The organism is Shinella sp. NM-101 (assembly GCF_021401195.1).
GTDB lineage: Bacteria > Pseudomonadota > Alphaproteobacteria > Rhizobiales > Rhizobiaceae > Shinella.
In genome coordinates this window covers 180,121-194,086 of the sequence record NZ_JACBFT010000005.1, presented here as the reverse complement: position 1 = coordinate 194,086, position 13,966 = coordinate 180,121, and the positions used below count along the sequence as shown (strand labels likewise).

Here is a 13,966-nt window from a genome sequence, read left to right as displayed (position 1 = left end):
TGTGATATGGAATGAGGGGATCATGACGCCGAACGACGATTCCGACTGGCTCATCAATGCCGACGGCGTGGAAAGCATCCAGGCCGTCGTCTGCGACCTCAACGGCATCCTGCGGGGCAAGCGCGTGCCCGTCGGGCAGGCGCAGAAGGTGCTGAAGGGCGGCATCCGCATGCCGCTTTCCATCGTCGGCGTCGACGTGTGGGGCGAGGACATCGTCGGCTCCAGCCACGTCTTCGCCTCGGGCGACATGGACGGCATCTGCGCGGCGACCGGCCGCGGCGCGCTGCCCGTGAGCTGGACGCTGAAGCCCTCCGCCGTCGTGCCGCTGTGGCTGTTCAAGGAGAGCGGCGAACCCTTCCTTGCCGATCCGCGCCAGGCGCTCGCCCATATCGTGCGGCAGTACAACGAACTCGGCCTTCGTCCCGTCGTCGCCTCGGAGATGGAATTCTACCTGATCGACGCCGAGCCCGACCATGCCGAGCCGCCGATCTCGCCCTATACCGGCAAGCGCCTCGATTCCGACGCGATCCTCTCCATCGACGAGCTCGACGACTTCGGCCAGTTCTTCTCCGACGTCTATGCGGAATGCGAGCGGCAGAACGTGCCGGCGGATTCGGCGGTGGCGGAAAACGGCATCGGCCAGTTCGAGATCAACCTCGTCCATTCCGACGATCCGCTGAAGGCGGCGGACGACGCGCTGTTCTTCAAGCGCATCATCAAGGGCGTCGCGCGCAAGCATGGCTTTGCCGCCACCTTCATGGCCAAGCCCTACGGCATGCGCTCGGGCAGCGGCATGCACATGCATTTCTCGGTGATCGACGAGGACGGCAACAACGTCTTCGACGACGGCACGCCCGAGGGGTCGGCGATCATGAAGCATGCCGTGGCGGGCCTGACGCGCGGAATGGCGGAATCGACCCTGCTCTTCGCCCCGCACTACAATTCCTACCGGCGCCTCCGCCCCGATACCCACGCCCCGACCTCGATCTCCTGGGGCTACGAGAACCGCACCGCGGCGATCCGCATCCCCGGAGGCGACAACAAGGCGCGGCGCATCGAGCACCGCGTCGCCGGCGCCGATGCCAACCCCTATCTGGTCATGGCCGGCATCCTCGGGGCCGCCCTTGTCGGCATCCGCAACAAATGGGAGCCGCCGAAGCCCGTTTCGGGCCGGGCCTATCTCTCGCAACTGCCGCGCATCCCCAGCGAATGGGGCTCGGCCGTGACCGCCTTCGAGAACGGCTCGATCATCTCGGAAATCTTCGACCAGGACCTCCGCTCCATGATGATCGCCTGCAAGCGGCAGGAAATCGCCGGTTTTGCCGAACAGGTCACCGACTTCGAATTCAGCGCCTATCTGGAAATCGTCTGATGGCCAACAAAGCTTCCTATGCCGGCAACGGCGCCTATCCCGACAGCTACTACGCCGCTTCCCGCAACATCATCCGCACGCCGAAGGTGCTGGAGGGCGCGGTCACGGCCGACGTCGCCGTGCTCGGCGCCGGCTATTCCGGTCTTTCCACCGCCATCCACCTCGCCGAAAAGGGCTACAAGGTCGTGATGGTGGAAGGCGCGGGCATCGGCTGGGGCGCCTCCGGGCGCAATGGCGGCCAGGTCGTCAACGGCCTCAATGCCAGCCTCGACACGATCAAGCGCCGCTACGGCGACCAGGCCGGCGCCTTCGTCGGCAGCCTGGTGCAGGAAGGCGGCAGGATCATCCGCCGTCTCGTCTCGCAATACGAGATCGACTGCGACCTGAAGAACGGCAGCATCTACGCCGCCTACACGCCCGCCCACATGAAGGAGCTGGAGCACAAGAAGGCGCTGTGGAAGAGCTACGGCATGGACGACCACCAGATGCTGGACAAGGCAGCCATGCGAAAGCTGGTGGACACCGACGCCTATATCGGCGGCATGCTGGACACGACCGGCGGCCACTTGCATCCGCTCAACCTCACCCTCGGCGAGGCGAAGGCACTGGAGACGCTCGGCGGCGTGATCTACGAGCAGTCGCCCGTCATCCGCGTCGAGCACGAGGCGGAAAAGCCCGTCATCCATACGGAAAAGGGGAGCGTCACGGCTAATGTCGCCGTGCTCTGCGGCAATGCCTATCTCGGCCACGTCGTGCCGAAGCTCGTCTCGCGCGTCATGCCGGTCTCGACGCAGATGATCGCCACCGAACCGCTCGGCGCGCGCGCCGACGCGCTGATCCCGAGCGACATGTGCGTGGAGGACGTGCGCTACATCCTCGATTATTTCCGTCTTTCGGCCGACAAGCGCATGATCTTCGGCGGCGGCACCGTCTATGGCGGCACCGATCCGGCGGATGTGCGCGCCAAGATCCGGCCGAACATGGAAAAGGTCTTCCCGTCGCTCAAGGGCGTGAAGATCGACTATGCCTGGAGCGGCAATTTCGCGCTTTCCTTCTCGCGCGTGCCGCAGATGGGCAAGATCGGCAAAAACACCTATTTCGCCCATGGCTACAGCGGCCACGGCGTCACCGGCTCGCATCTCTTCGGCAGGATCCTCAGCGAGGCGATCGACGGCGACCTGTCGCGCTTCAGCCAGTTCGAGAAGCTGCCGTGGATCCCCTTCCCCGGCGGGCGCATGTTCCGCGCGCAATATTCCACCATCGGCTCCTGGTGGTATCAGTTCAAGGACGCCTTCGGGCTCTGACAACGCCGCCCGAAACGAAAACGCCCGGCTCTCGCCGGGCGTTTGCTTTTGAGGTGGGGGGTTTCAGTGCTTTGCCGGCAGGCGCGGCAGGAAGATGGTGAGGATGCCGAGGAGCGGCATGTAGGAGCAGATCTTGTAGACGAACTCGATGCCGTGGCTGTCGGCGACGCCGCCGAGCAGGGCCGCGCCGAGGCCGCCCGCGCCGAAGGCGAAGCCGAAGAAGATGCCGGCGATCATGCCGACGCGGCCCGGTATCAGTTCCTGCGCGAAGACGACGATGGCGGAGAAGGCCGACGAGAAGATCAGGCCGATCAGCACCGTCAGCACACCCGTCCAGAAGAGGTTCGCATAGGGCAGCATCAGCGCGAACGGGATGACGCCGAGGATCGAGAACCAGATGACGAAGCGCGTGCCGAGCCGGTCGCCGATCGGGCCGCCCATGAAGACGCCGAGCGCGGAAGCGCCGAGGAAGAGGAACAGCATGAGCTGCGCCTGCTGCACGTCGAGGCCGAAGCGGTCGATCGTATAGAAGGTGAAGTAGCTGGAAATGCTGGCGAGATAGGCGTTCTTCGTCGTCGTCAGGAGGACGAGGACGGCCAGCGCCCAGGCGACCCTGCCGCGCGGCAGCGGCAGCGCGCGGCTGGCGGCCGGGCGGCCGGCCGCAAGGCGGCGCTCGCCGGCATACCAGTTGCCGACCCAGGTGAGGATGACCATGCCGAGAAGGGCGACCGCCGAGAACCAGGCGACGCTCGACTGGCCGAAGGGCAGCACGATGAAGGCGGCCAGCAGCGGGCCGAGCGCCGTGCCGGCATTGCCGCCGACCTGGAACATCGACTGTGCCAGGCCGTGCCGCCCGCCGGAGGCGAGGCGCGCGACGCGCGACGATTCCGGGTGGAAGATCGCCGAGCCGAGGCCGATCAGGCAGGCACCGAGGACGAGCACCGGGAAGGAATGCGCATAGGCGAGCATGATCAGCCCGACGAAGGTGCTGCCCATGCCGACCGGCAGCGAGAAGGGCATCGGCCAGCGGTCCGTCACGATGCCGACGGCCGGCTGCAGCAGCGAGGCCGTCACCTGGAAGGCCATGGTCAAAAGGCCGATCTGCACGAAGTCGAGCGCATAGTTCTCCTTGAGGAGCGGATAGAGCGACGTCAGCAGCGACTGCATGATGTCGTTCAGCATGTGGCACGCGCTGACGGCGACGATGATGGAATAGGTGGCAGTGGCAGCGCCGCGCGGCGCCGCGGGAACGACAGTCGACATATGGGCCTCGAAATGAACCGCCAGCTTGGCGTTTTTGCTGAAATACAAGTATTGCCGGCGGCCTGCTTTTGTGGTGAGGTCCATTTCTTACGCGATTGGGCCAAAGATGGAAAAACTCAACGCCGCACGGCTGAAAGCGCTGGATGCCGACCACATCAGCAACCTCGCCCGCATGGAGCAGTCGAACGAGGACATTCTCGTCCACAGCTCGGAGATTCCGGGTGGCTATATCGTGCCGCGGCACCGTCATCGCCGCACGCAGTTCCTCTGCGTCTTCTCGGGCGTCGTGCTGGTGGCGACCGATCGCGGCCGCTGGATGATCCCGCCCGGCCATGCCCTGCTCATTCCCCGCGGGCTGGAGCATTCCGTCGAGATGTACAGCGATGTCAGCATGCGTTCGGTCTATATCTATTCGCCGGTCGGAAGGGCGGCCTCGCTGGAGCCGACCGTCCTGGAGGTGACGGACCTCGCGCGCCAGCTCATCGCCGAGGCCGTGCGCAAGGGCGCGCTGGCGGAGGAGCATGCGCGGGCGGAGCTGATCATGGCGCTCCTCATCGACGAGATCGGCCGCCTGCCGGAGCGCCGGCTGGGCCTGCCCTTTCCGGTGAGCGGCCGGCTTGCCGGCCTCTGCCGGGACTTCGTCGACCAGCCATCGCCCACGGCGAAGATCGACGACTGGGCAAGGCGGCTCAACATGAGCCGGCGCACCTTCACGCGCTTCTTCCGGCAGGAAATGGGCATCAGCTTCGTCACCTGGCGCCAGCAGGCCTGCCTCTTCGCCTGCCTGCCGCGCCTTGCCGCCGGAGAACCGGTGACGCGCGTCGCCCTCGATGCCGGCTATGAGAGCGTGCCGGCCTTCACCACCATGTTCAAGCGCATGTTGGGCGCCTCGCCGCGCGCCTACCTGACGAGCCGCAAGGCCGCGTGAGCCCGCGTCTCAAAAAGACCGGCAAAGGACGCGATCCGGGGACTGTTTTCCGCCGGCATTTGGGATTAGGAAAGGGTGCGGGACCCAAGTCGGGCCGCGAACCGGGAGCGCCAGCCGCACGGGAGACGGACGTTGAGAAAGATACTGGTCATCGGGATCGGCGCGGGCAATCCCGAGCACATGACCGTTCAGGCCATCAAGGCGCTGAACCGGGCGGATGTGCTGCTCATCCCGACCAAGGGCACGGAAAAGGCCTACCTTGCCGAGGTGCGCCGCGAGATCTGCGACCGTTTCCTCGAAAACCCCGCCTGCCGCATCCTCGACTATGCCGTGCCGGTGCGCCGCGCCGACGGGTCCTACGAGGACGGCGTCCACGACTGGCACCGCGCCATCGCCGGCATCTACGAGCGCACGCTGCTTGACGAGCTCGGCGAGGACCAGGCGCTCGGTCTCCTCGTCTGGGGCGATCCGATGCTCTACGACAGCACGCTGCGGATCGTCGGGCATGTGCGCACCGCCGGCCGCGTCGCCTTCGAGACGGAGGTCATTCCCGGCATCACCAGCGTGCAGGCGCTGTGCGCGGGTCACGGCATCGCACTCAACCGCATCGGCCTGCCCGTCGAGATCACCACCGGCCGCCGCCTTGCCGAGGGCTGGCCGCAATCTTCCCGCGATGCGCTCGTCATGCTCGACGGCGTGCAGGCCTTCCGCACGGTAACGGACCCTGAAGCGGAGATCTGGTGGGGCGCCTATCTCGGCACGCCGCACGAAATCCTCCTCTCCGGCCGGCTCGCCGACATGGCCGAGACCATCACGCAAACCCGGGCCAAGGCGCGCGCGGAGCACGGCTGGATCATGGACACCTACCTGATCCGCCGCCCGGCCGGCGAGGAGGACGCGGCATGACGGCCTTCACACCGGACACCCTGCGCCGCGGCGCCTGCCCGTCGCTTTCCGCGCCGATGCAGACCGGCGACGGCCTGCTCGTGCGCCTGCGCCCGGCCGCTGCGGCGTTGACGGGCGAAGACCTGCTCGCGCTTGCCGGCCTCGCCCGCGAACACGGCAACGGCCTCATCGAGATCACCGCCCGCGGCAATCTCCAGCTTCGCGGCCTGACGGAGGCCTCGGTGCCGCGCCTTGCCGCCGGGCTTTCCGCCGCCGGCATCGTGCCGCAGACGGGTGTCGCCATCGAGATCCCGCCGCTGTCCGGCATCGATCCCTCCGAGACCGCCGATGCGACGCCTGTCGCCAATGATCTGCGCAAGGCCATCGCGGCGGCATCGCTCGCGCTTGCGCCAAAGCTTGCTATCGTCGTCGATGGCGGCGGCGTGCTTTCCCTTGCCGACATGGTCGCCGATATTCGGCTCGATGCGCTGGCCGATGGTTCGGCATGGCGGCTTTCGGTCGGCGGCGACCGGCAGACGGCGCGGCCGGTCGCGGTGCTTGCGGCGGATCGCGTCATCGATGGCGCGATGGCCGTTGTTTCTGCCCTTGCCGCGCTCGGCTCGGCCGCCCGGGGGCGCGATCTCGACGCTGCGGCGCTTGCCGCACGGTTCGGCACTGTTTCGCAACCCGCCGCCGAGGATGCTGTTTCGCACCATCCGCTCGGCATTCACCGCATCTTCGGGGAAAGCCTGCTCGGCGTTGCGCCCGCCTATGGCCAGGTGCATGCCGACAGGCTTGCCGCCCTCGTCAAGGGCCTTGCCGCCTGCGGCGCTTTCGAATTCCGCCTCGCACCGCACCGGACGCTTCTGGTGCGCGGCCTTTCCGAAGACGCGCTTGTGGCTGCGCAGGCCTGTGCGGTCCGCGAAGGCTTCTGGTGCACGCAGACCGCCCCCGGCCGGGCCGTTTCGATCTGCGCCGGTGCCGCCGGATGCGCCTCGGCGCGCTTCGATACCCATGCGGCGGCCGACGCCGTGGTGGCGGCGGCGGGAGGCCTGCTGGACGGCTCGATCGACGTGCACATTTCCGGCTGCCCGAAGGGCTGCGCCCATCCGGCGCGCGCCGCCGTCACACTATGCGGCACGGCCGCCGGCGTCGGTCTCGTCCTTGGGGGACGGGCAAGCGACGCCCCTGCCGCCACGCTGCCTGCCGGCGACCTCAAGCCGGCGATCCAGCGCCTCGGCACCCTCCTCAGCGCGCGCCGCATGGAGGGCGAGACGGCGAGGAACCTTCTCGACCGCACGGCGCCCGCTACACTCGTTTCCGCATATCAAGGCCAGCAATGACACAGTACGACTACATCAAGGATGGTACGGCCATCTATGAGAAATCCTTCGCGATCATCCGCGCCGAGGCGGATCTTTCGCGCTTCTCCGAGGCGGAAGCCGATGTCGCCGTGCGGATGATCCATGCCGCCGGCCTCGTCGAGGCGGCGGCGCATTTCGTCTTCTCGCCGGACTTCGTGGGCGCGGCCCGCGCCGCGCTTCAGGCCGGCGCGCCGATCTTCTGCGATGCCGAAATGGTCGCCCGCGGCGTCACCGCCGCCCGCCTGCCGGCGGAGAACGACGTGATCTGCACGCTGCGCGATCCGCGCACGCCAGACATCGCCAGGGAGATCGGCAACAGCCGCTCGGCCGCCGCCATTCGCCTCTGGCTGGAGCGCATGGCCGGCTCGGTCGTCGCCATCGGCAATGCGCCGACGGCCCTCTTCTACCTGCTCGAACTCCTGCGCGACGGCGCGCCGAAGCCGGCGGCGATCCTCGGCATGCCGGTCGGATTCGTCGGCGCGGCGGAATCGAAGGACGCGCTGGCGGAGAATGCCTACGGCGTGCCCTTTGCCATCGTCCGCGGCCGCCTCGGCGGCAGCGCCATGACGGCCGCCGCCCTCAATTCGCTGGCAAGGCCGGGAGTATGACCATGACGGGACGACTTTACGGCGTGGGCACCGGCCCGGGCGACCCGGAACTCCTGACGCTGAAGGCCGTGCGCGCCATCGGCGAGGCCGATGTGCTTGCCTACTTCGCCAAGGCCGGCCGGCCGGGCAACGGGCGCACCATCGTCGAGGGCCTGCTCAAGCCGGGCATGGTCGAGCTTCCGCTCTACTATCCCGTCACGGTCGAGATCGAGAAGGAGCACGACGACTACAAGAGCCAGATCACGGCCTTCTATGACGCCTCCGCCGCGGCGGTCGCCGAGCATCTTGGCGCCGGCCGCACGGTCGCGATCCTGTCCGAAGGCGACCCGATGTTCTACGGCTCCTACATGCACCTGCATGTGCGCCTTGCCGGCCGCTTCCCGACGGAGGTCATTCCCGGCATCACCGCCATGTCCGGCTGCTGGTCGCTCTCCGGCCTGCCGATCGTGCAGGGCGACGACGTGCTCTCCGTCCTGCCGGGCACGATGGGCGAGGAGCAATTGTCGCGCCGGCTGGTGGATACCCAGGCGGCCGTGATCATGAAGGTCGGCCGCAACCTGCCGAAGATCCGCCGGGCGCTTTCCAGTGCCGGCCGGCTCGGCGAAGCGGTCTATGTCGAGCGCGGCACCACGCCGGCCGGCAAGTCCATGCGTCTCTCGGAAAAGCTCGACGATACCGCGCCCTATTTCTCGCTGGTGCTCGTGCCCGGCTGGAGTGGCCGTTCATGACCGGCCGGCTGTATGTGATCGGCACCGGCCCCGGCAATCCGGACCAGATGACGCCCGAGGCGCGTCGCGCGGTCGAGGCCTCGGCCGAGTTCTTTGGCTATTTTCCCTATATCGACCGGCTGAATCTCCGGCCGGACCAGGTCAAGGTCGCCTCGGACAACCGCGAGGAGCTGAACCGCGCCGAGGCGGCGCTGGCGCGGGCCGCGGCGGGCGTGACTGTCTGCGTCGTCTCGGGCGGCGATCCCGGCGTCTTCGCCATGGCCGCGGCGGTCTGCGAGGCCATCGATGCCGGGCCGGAGGAGTGGAAGTCCGTCGATCTCGTCGTGGTGCCCGGCGTCACCGCCATGCTGGCGGTTGCCGCCCGCATCGGCGCGCCGCTCGGCCACGATTTCTGCGCCATCTCGCTCTCCGACAACCTGAAGCCCTGGGAAATCATCGAGAAGCGGCTGAGCATGGTCGCAGAGGCCGGCCTCGTCATCGCGCTCTACAACCCGATCAGCAAGGCGCGGCCGTGGCAGCTCGGCAAGGCCTTCGAGATATTGAGGGAAGTCCTGCCGGCGCAAACGCCGGTCATCTTCGGCCGTGCCGCGGGCCGGCCGGACGAGCGCATGCTGGTGATGCCGCTCGGCGGAGCCGAGGCCGAGCGCGCCGACATGGCGACCTGCGTCGTCATCGGCTCGCCGGAGACCCGCGTCATCGCGCGCCCGGGCCTGCCGGACCTCGTCTACACGCCCCGCTTCCTGAAGGCGCCGAGCAGATGATCGGCGAGCCGCAACGCCTCCCCGACCGTCCCGGCGCGGTGGCCATCGTCCGCTGCCGCCCGTTCGACCAGAACGACCGGCAGGCCGAGGATGCGCGCGGCGACGATCTTTCCCTGCGTGGCCTCGCCGCCGGAATTCTTGCTGACGATGACCTCGATGCGGCGGTCCTGCAGCAATTCCACCTCCGCCTCGACGGCGAAGGGGCCGCGCGCGAGCAGGTATTCCACATCGGGCGCATCCAGCGGCGGGGTGACCGGATCGACGCTGCGCACGAGATAGCGATGCTGCGGGGCGGCGTCGAAGGCCTTTGCCTCCTGCCGGCCGATGGCGAGGAAGACGCGGCGCGGCTCTTCGCCCAGCGCCGCGACGGCCCCGGCGATCGAGGCGACGCGCGTCCAGCGGTCGCCCTGCGTCTCCTCCCAGCCGAGGCGTTCCAGCCGCAGCAGGGGAATGCCGGCGGCGTGGCTCGCAGCGCGGGCATTGGCGGAAATCTGCCTTGCGAAGGGGTGGGTCGCGTCGATGAGGAGATCGACGGCCTCCTCGTGGAGATAGGCGGCAAGTCCTTCGACGCCGCCGAAGCCGCCGCTGCGCACCGGGACGGGCTGCGGCGCGGGGTCGAGCGTGCGGCCGGCGAGCGACAGCGTGACGTCGAGATCGGCCCGTCCGGCAAGCCGGGCCGCAAGGTCGCGGGCCTCCGTCGTTCCGCCCAGTATGAGGATGCGTCCCTTGTCCACGCCTGATCCAGCTCCCTTGCCCGCCCCGTGGCTCACCATCGTCGGTATCGGCGAGGACGGTCTAGCCGGTCTCGGCGACGAGGCCAAGTCTGCCATCGCCGCAGCCGAACTCATCTTCGGCGGCGCGCGGCATCTGGAGCTTGCCGATGCGGCGATCCGCGGCGAACGGCACGCCTGGCTCAGCCCCTTCGAGCGCTCCGTCGAGGCGGTGCTGGCGGCGCGGGGGCGTCCCGTCGTGGTGCTCGCCTCGGGCGATCCCTTCTTCTACGGCGTCGGCGTCACGCTCTCGCGCCGTATCGCGCGGGTGGAAATGCGCGTCTTCCCCGCGCCCTCCTCCTTCAGCCTCGCCGCCTCGCGCATGGGCTGGGCGCTGCAGGATACGGCCTGCGTCTCCCTGCACGGCCGCCCCATCGACCTCATCCGCCCGCATCTCCATCCCGGCAGCCGTATCCTCGCGCTCACCTCGGACAGTGGCGGCCCGGCCGCGCTCGCGGCCTTGCTGGCCGAAAGCGGATTCGGCGCATCGCAGCTTACCGTGCTGGAGGCGCTTGGCGGTGGGCGGGAGCGGGTGAGCAGCCATCGGGCCGACCGTCTTGCGCTTGCGCTTGCGGATGCGGACATGCTGAATGTCTGCGCCGTGGAGGTCGCGGCCGGCGAGGGGGCGCGCATCCTCGCCTATACGCCGGGGCTCGATGACAGTCTTTTCGAGCATGACGGCCAGATCACCAAGCGCGAGGTTCGCGCGCTGACGCTCTCGGCGCTCGCGCCCCGGCGCGGCGAGCTTTTGTGGGACATCGGCGCGGGCTCCGGCTCCATCGGCATCGAGTGGATGCTGGCCGATCCCTCGCTGCGCGCCGTCGCCGTCGAGGGAACCCCGGAGCGTGCCGCCCGCATTCGCCGGAATGCGCGAGGCTTCGGCGTGCCGGGGCTTTCCGTCGTGGAGGGCACCGCGCCTGGCGCGCTGGCCGGGCTTGCCGCTCCCGACGCCGTCTTCATCGGCGGCGGCGGCAGCGAGGCGGGCGTGATGGCCGCGGCGCTTGCGGGGCTCAAGCCCGGCGGACGGCTCGTCGCCAATGCGGTGACGACGGAAATGGAAGCGGTGCTTCTCGCCCATCACGCCCGGCTCGGCGGGTCGCTCATCCGCATCGACATCGCGCGGGCTTCGCCCGTGGGGCGGATGACCGGCTGGCGGCCGGCCATGCCGGTGACGCAATGGAGCTGGGTGAAGCCGGCTAAACATATCGAGGAATGACAATGACCGTTCACTTCATCGGCGCCGGCCCGGGTGCCGCCGACCTCATCACCGTCCGCGGCCGCGACCTCATCGGCAGGTGCCCGGTCTGCCTCTATGCCGGTTCCATCGTCTCGCCGGAACTGCTGCAATATTGCCCGCCCGGCGCGCGCATCGTCGATACGGCGCCGATGTCGCTGGACGAGATCGAGGCGGAGTATGTCCGCGCCGCCACGGCCGGCGAGGACGTGGCGCGGCTGCATTCCGGCGACCTCTCGGTCTGGAGTGCCGTCGCCGAACAGATCCGCCGGCTGGAGACGCACGGCATCGCCTATACGATGACGCCGGGCGTGCCCTCCTTCGCCGCCGCCGCCGCCGCGCTCGGCCGCGAGCTGACCATCCCGGCCGTCGCGCAGAGCCTCGTGCTCACCCGCGTTTCCGGCCGGGCCTCGCCCATGCCGAACCGCGAGACGCTGGAAGGGTTCGGCGCGACGGGGGCGACGCTCGCCATCCATCTCGCCATCCACGCCCTCGACAAGGTGGTCGAGGACCTGACGCCGCTCTATGGAGCCGACTGCCCGGTCGCCATCGTGGTCAAGGCCTCCTGGCCGGACGAGCGGATCGTGCGCGGCACGCTCGCCGACATTGCCGCAAGGGTCGCGCAAGAGCCCATCGAGCGAACCGCGCTGATCTTCGTCGGCCGCACGCTTTCCGCGGCGGATTTTCGCGAGAGCTCGCTCTACGATCCCGCCTACCAGCGCCGCTTCCGCGGCCGCGGCGACTAGGGCCGGCCGGCATCCGGCCTTGCCGTTCGGTCCCCAAGCAATGCCTCGAAGGCGAGCGCGGCCCTGGAGCGGTAGCGCTCCTTGTGCCGCACTAGGCGGAAGGCGCGCTCGGGCAGCTCGAATGCAACGGGCACGAGCCGGCCCGCCGCCAGATCGTCCCGCACCACATATTCCGAAACGGCCGTCAGCGCGTCGCCCGCCAGCACGGCGCTGCGCACCGCCTCGTTGGAAGGCAGCGACAGGGCTATCTCCAGTGCCGTTTCGTCCAGCACCGAGGTTAGCGCGCTGCGCGTGCCGGAGCCGGGTTCGCGCAGCACCCAGCGGGCGCCCGTCATCTCCTGCGGCGTGACCGGCCGGCCGGCGAGCGGGTGGCCGGCCGGCGCGACGACGAGTACCCGGTCGCGGGCGACGATGCGCTGCGACAGGGCCGGGTGGTTCACGTCACCCTCGACGATCCCCAGCTCCGCCCGTCCCTCCAGAACGGCCTCGGCCGCCTGCTCGGTATTGCCGCCCGTCATGCGGATTCCGATGGCCGGGTAGGCTTCATGGAAGCGCATCAGGAACGGCGGCAGCCAGTAGCCGCCGACCGTCTGGCTCGCGGCGATGGCGAGCATGCCGCGCCTGAGGCCGCCGATCTCGGTGAGGAAAAGGTCCGCGCTCGTCGCGCGCGCCAGCGTCGCCTTGGCCTCCGGCAGGAAGGCAAGGCCTGCCTCCGTCAGCTCGATCCGCCGGCCCGTGCGGTGGAAGAGGGCGATGCCGTAGCGCTCCTCCAGCACGCGGATCGCCGAACTTGTGGCCGACGGCGTGAGGTGCAGCGCCTCGGCGGCGCGGGTGAGGTGCTCGCGCTCCGCCACGGCGACGAAGATGCGGAGCTGCTCCAGCGTCATCATTGTTCGATCCAATCGAATGAAATGTCAGATATTTGCCGATGGATCGAATATTTTTTCAAGCGCATTGATCTTCGCATGGAAAAAATAACCAGGAAACATCCGATCCGTGGAATTCGCGCACTGGTGCCGGGCGTCGTCCTCTCGGTGCTGGTCTCCGGCCTCGCCGTCGTCGCGGAGTGGCTGGAAGTGCGGCTGACGGGCGGTGCGTGGATCGAGGCGCTGGTGCTGGCGATCCTCGTCGGCGCCGTCGTCCGCCTCTTGCTTCGCCGCTCGGAGCGCTTCGATCCGGGCATCGCCTTTTCGGCGAAGTACTTCCTGGAGATCGCCATCGTGCTGCTCGGCGCGAGCGTCAGCGCGGCGGCGATCAGGGGCATGGGCCTGCCGCTGGTCGGGGCCATCGCGGTGGTGGTGGCCGCGGTCCTGACCGCCAGCTACGGGATCGGCCGGGGGCTCGGGCTGTCGCGCCGCGTCGCGCTGCTGGTTGCCTGCGGCAATTCCATCTGCGGCAATTCCGCGATCGCCGCCACGGCGCCGGTGATCCGCGCGGATGCGGAGGATGTCGCCTCCTCCATCGCCTTCACCGCCGTCCTCGGCATGGTGACGGTGCTGCTCCTGCCGGCGCTCGTGCCGCTGCTCGGCCTGTCGGCGACGGGCTATGGCGTGATGGCGGGCATGACGGTCTATGCGGTGCCGCAGGTCTTGGCCGCCACCGCCCCGGTCTCCGCCCTCAGCATCCAGATCGGCACCTTCGTCAAGCTGGTGCGCGTGCTGATGCTCGGGCCGGTCGTCTTCGTGCTGTCGCTTGTCTCCGGCACGGCGGGCGGCCGCCGGCCGGCGCTGCACCTGATGGTGCCGTGGTTCATCCTCGGCTTCCTCGCCCTGCTTGGCGCGCGCAGCTTCGGCCTCATCGAGGCGGGACTGGCGGAGACGATGGGCAAGGCCGCCACCGTGCTGACCATCCTCTCCATGGCCGCGCTCGGCCTCGGCATCGACGTCAGGCGCGTCCTGCGCGCCGGGCCGCGGGTGACAGTGGCGGTCGTGCTCTCGCTCGGCCTGCTGGTCGCCGCCAGCTACGCCATGGTGCTGCTGCTCAACCTCGCGACGGCCTGAGGC

General features: G+C 68.9%; 14 protein-coding genes. 11 read left to right on the top strand and 3 right to left on the bottom strand.

The window, feature by feature from the left end:
* Positions 1-22: 22 nt before the first annotated feature.
* Both L0976_RS12305 and L0976_RS12300 read left to right on the top strand, forming a co-directional pair.
* A complete protein-coding gene (locus L0976_RS12305; RefSeq protein ID WP_234187567.1) occupies positions 23-1,372 on the top strand; it encodes a glutamine synthetase family protein in 1,350 nt (449 codons plus the stop codon).
* Positions 1,372-2,676, top strand: coding sequence for an FAD-binding oxidoreductase (locus L0976_RS12300; protein WP_234187565.1), 1,305 nt, complete (start codon positions 1,372-1,374; stop codon positions 2,674-2,676). The genes L0976_RS12305 and L0976_RS12300 overlap by 1 nt, the downstream gene beginning before the upstream one ends.
* Positions 2,677-2,739: 63 nt before the next feature.
* On the opposite strand, the gene L0976_RS12295 is transcribed toward L0976_RS12300, so the two are convergent.
* Positions 2,740-3,939, bottom strand: coding sequence for an MFS transporter (locus L0976_RS12295; RefSeq protein ID WP_234187563.1), 1,200 nt, complete (start codon positions 3,937-3,939; stop codon positions 2,740-2,742).
* Positions 3,940-4,045: 106 nt separating this feature from the next.
* On the opposite strand from L0976_RS12295, the gene L0976_RS12290 reads away from it, so the two are divergent.
* From L0976_RS12290 to L0976_RS12265, 6 genes are all read left to right on the top strand, one after another.
* On the top strand, positions 4,046-4,867 hold the full coding sequence (locus L0976_RS12290) for a helix-turn-helix domain-containing protein (protein WP_234187561.1): 822 nt from the start codon (positions 4,046-4,048) through the stop codon (positions 4,865-4,867).
* Positions 4,868-4,999: 132 nt separating this feature from the next.
* A complete protein-coding gene (gene cobF, locus L0976_RS12285; RefSeq protein ID WP_234187559.1) occupies positions 5,000-5,773 on the top strand; it encodes a precorrin-6A synthase (deacetylating) in 774 nt (257 codons plus the stop codon).
* The gene (cobG, locus tag L0976_RS12280; protein ID WP_234187557.1) at positions 5,770-7,095 is read left to right on the top strand and encodes a precorrin-3B synthase; all 1,326 of its coding nucleotides are present in this window, start codon (positions 5,770-5,772) and stop codon (positions 7,093-7,095) included. Before cobF ends, cobG begins: the two co-directional genes overlap by 4 nt.
* A complete protein-coding gene (locus tag L0976_RS12275; protein ID WP_234187556.1) occupies positions 7,092-7,724 on the top strand; it encodes a precorrin-8X methylmutase in 633 nt (210 codons plus the stop codon). The genes cobG and L0976_RS12275 overlap by 4 nt, the downstream gene beginning before the upstream one ends.
* On the top strand, positions 7,721-8,452 hold the full coding sequence (locus tag L0976_RS12270) for a precorrin-2 C(20)-methyltransferase (protein WP_203316856.1): 732 nt from the start codon (positions 7,721-7,723) through the stop codon (positions 8,450-8,452). The genes L0976_RS12275 and L0976_RS12270 overlap by 4 nt, the downstream gene beginning before the upstream one ends.
* Positions 8,449-9,213 (top strand): precorrin-3B C(17)-methyltransferase, encoded by a 765-nt coding sequence (locus L0976_RS12265; protein WP_234187555.1) that lies wholly within the window; start codon positions 8,449-8,451, stop codon positions 9,211-9,213. The genes L0976_RS12270 and L0976_RS12265 overlap by 4 nt, the downstream gene beginning before the upstream one ends.
* Here L0976_RS12265 and L0976_RS12260 read toward each other — a convergent pair.
* Positions 9,177-9,947, bottom strand: coding sequence for a cobalt-precorrin-6A reductase (locus L0976_RS12260; protein ID WP_234187553.1), 771 nt, complete (start codon positions 9,945-9,947; stop codon positions 9,177-9,179). The two genes, L0976_RS12265 and L0976_RS12260, sit on opposite strands and share 37 nt — an antisense overlap.
* Here L0976_RS12260 and cbiE point away from each other — a divergent pair.
* Together cbiE and cobM are read left to right on the top strand one after the other, a co-directional pair.
* Positions 9,931-11,199 carry a precorrin-6y C5,15-methyltransferase (decarboxylating) subunit CbiE gene (gene cbiE, locus L0976_RS12255; protein ID WP_234187551.1) on the top strand — a complete coding sequence of 423 codons (1,269 nt, stop codon included), beginning with the start codon at positions 9,931-9,933 and terminating at the stop codon, positions 11,197-11,199. The two genes, L0976_RS12260 and cbiE, sit on opposite strands and share 17 nt — an antisense overlap.
* 2 nt (positions 11,200-11,201) lie before the next feature.
* On the top strand, positions 11,202-11,963 hold the full coding sequence (gene cobM, locus L0976_RS12250) for a precorrin-4 C(11)-methyltransferase (RefSeq protein ID WP_203316853.1): 762 nt from the start codon (positions 11,202-11,204) through the stop codon (positions 11,961-11,963).
* On the opposite strand, the gene L0976_RS12245 is transcribed toward cobM, so the two are convergent.
* The gene (locus tag L0976_RS12245) at positions 11,960-12,853 is read right to left on the bottom strand and encodes a LysR substrate-binding domain-containing protein (RefSeq protein WP_370643647.1); all 894 of its coding nucleotides are present in this window, start codon (positions 12,851-12,853) and stop codon (positions 11,960-11,962) included. The genes cobM and L0976_RS12245 overlap by 4 nt on opposite strands.
* Before the next feature lie 75 nt (positions 12,854-12,928).
* Between L0976_RS12245 and L0976_RS12240 the strand changes: the two genes are divergently transcribed.
* The gene (locus L0976_RS12240; RefSeq protein ID WP_234187549.1) at positions 12,929-13,963 is read left to right on the top strand and encodes a YeiH family protein; all 1,035 of its coding nucleotides are present in this window, start codon (positions 12,929-12,931) and stop codon (positions 13,961-13,963) included.
* Positions 13,964-13,966 lie beyond the last annotated feature (3 nt).

What these genes read in the sequence shown, in the direction of transcription:
- L0976_RS12265 (WP_234187555.1), top strand. Translation starts at nt 8,449, where the DNA reads ATGACCGGCCGGCTGTATGTGATCGGCACCGGCCCCGGCAATCCGGAC.
- cobM (WP_203316853.1), top strand. Translation starts at nt 11,202, where the DNA reads ATGACCGTTCACTTCATCGGCGCCGGCCCGGGTGCCGCCGACCTCATC.
- L0976_RS12290 (WP_234187561.1), top strand. Translation starts at nt 4,046, where the DNA reads ATGGAAAAACTCAACGCCGCACGGCTGAAAGCGCTGGATGCCGACCAC.
- L0976_RS12270 (WP_203316856.1), top strand. Translation starts at nt 7,721, where the DNA reads ATGACCATGACGGGACGACTTTACGGCGTGGGCACCGGCCCGGGCGAC.
- L0976_RS12240 (WP_234187549.1), top strand. Translation starts at nt 12,929, where the DNA reads ATGGAAAAAATAACCAGGAAACATCCGATCCGTGGAATTCGCGCACTG.
- L0976_RS12275 (WP_234187556.1), top strand. Translation starts at nt 7,092, where the DNA reads ATGACACAGTACGACTACATCAAGGATGGTACGGCCATCTATGAGAAA.
- L0976_RS12245 (WP_370643647.1), bottom strand. Translation starts at nt 12,853, where the DNA reads ATGATGACGCTGGAGCAGCTCCGCATCTTCGTCGCCGTGGCGGAGCGC.
- L0976_RS12305 (WP_234187567.1), top strand. Translation starts at nt 23, where the DNA reads ATGACGCCGAACGACGATTCCGACTGGCTCATCAATGCCGACGGCGTG.
- L0976_RS12295 (WP_234187563.1), bottom strand. Translation starts at nt 3,939, where the DNA reads ATGTCGACTGTCGTTCCCGCGGCGCCGCGCGGCGCTGCCACTGCCACC.
- cbiE (WP_234187551.1), top strand. Translation starts at nt 9,931, where the DNA reads ATGCGTCCCTTGTCCACGCCTGATCCAGCTCCCTTGCCCGCCCCGTGG.
- L0976_RS12300 (WP_234187565.1), top strand. Translation starts at nt 1,372, where the DNA reads ATGGCCAACAAAGCTTCCTATGCCGGCAACGGCGCCTATCCCGACAGC.
- cobG (WP_234187557.1), top strand. Translation starts at nt 5,770, where the DNA reads ATGACGGCCTTCACACCGGACACCCTGCGCCGCGGCGCCTGCCCGTCG.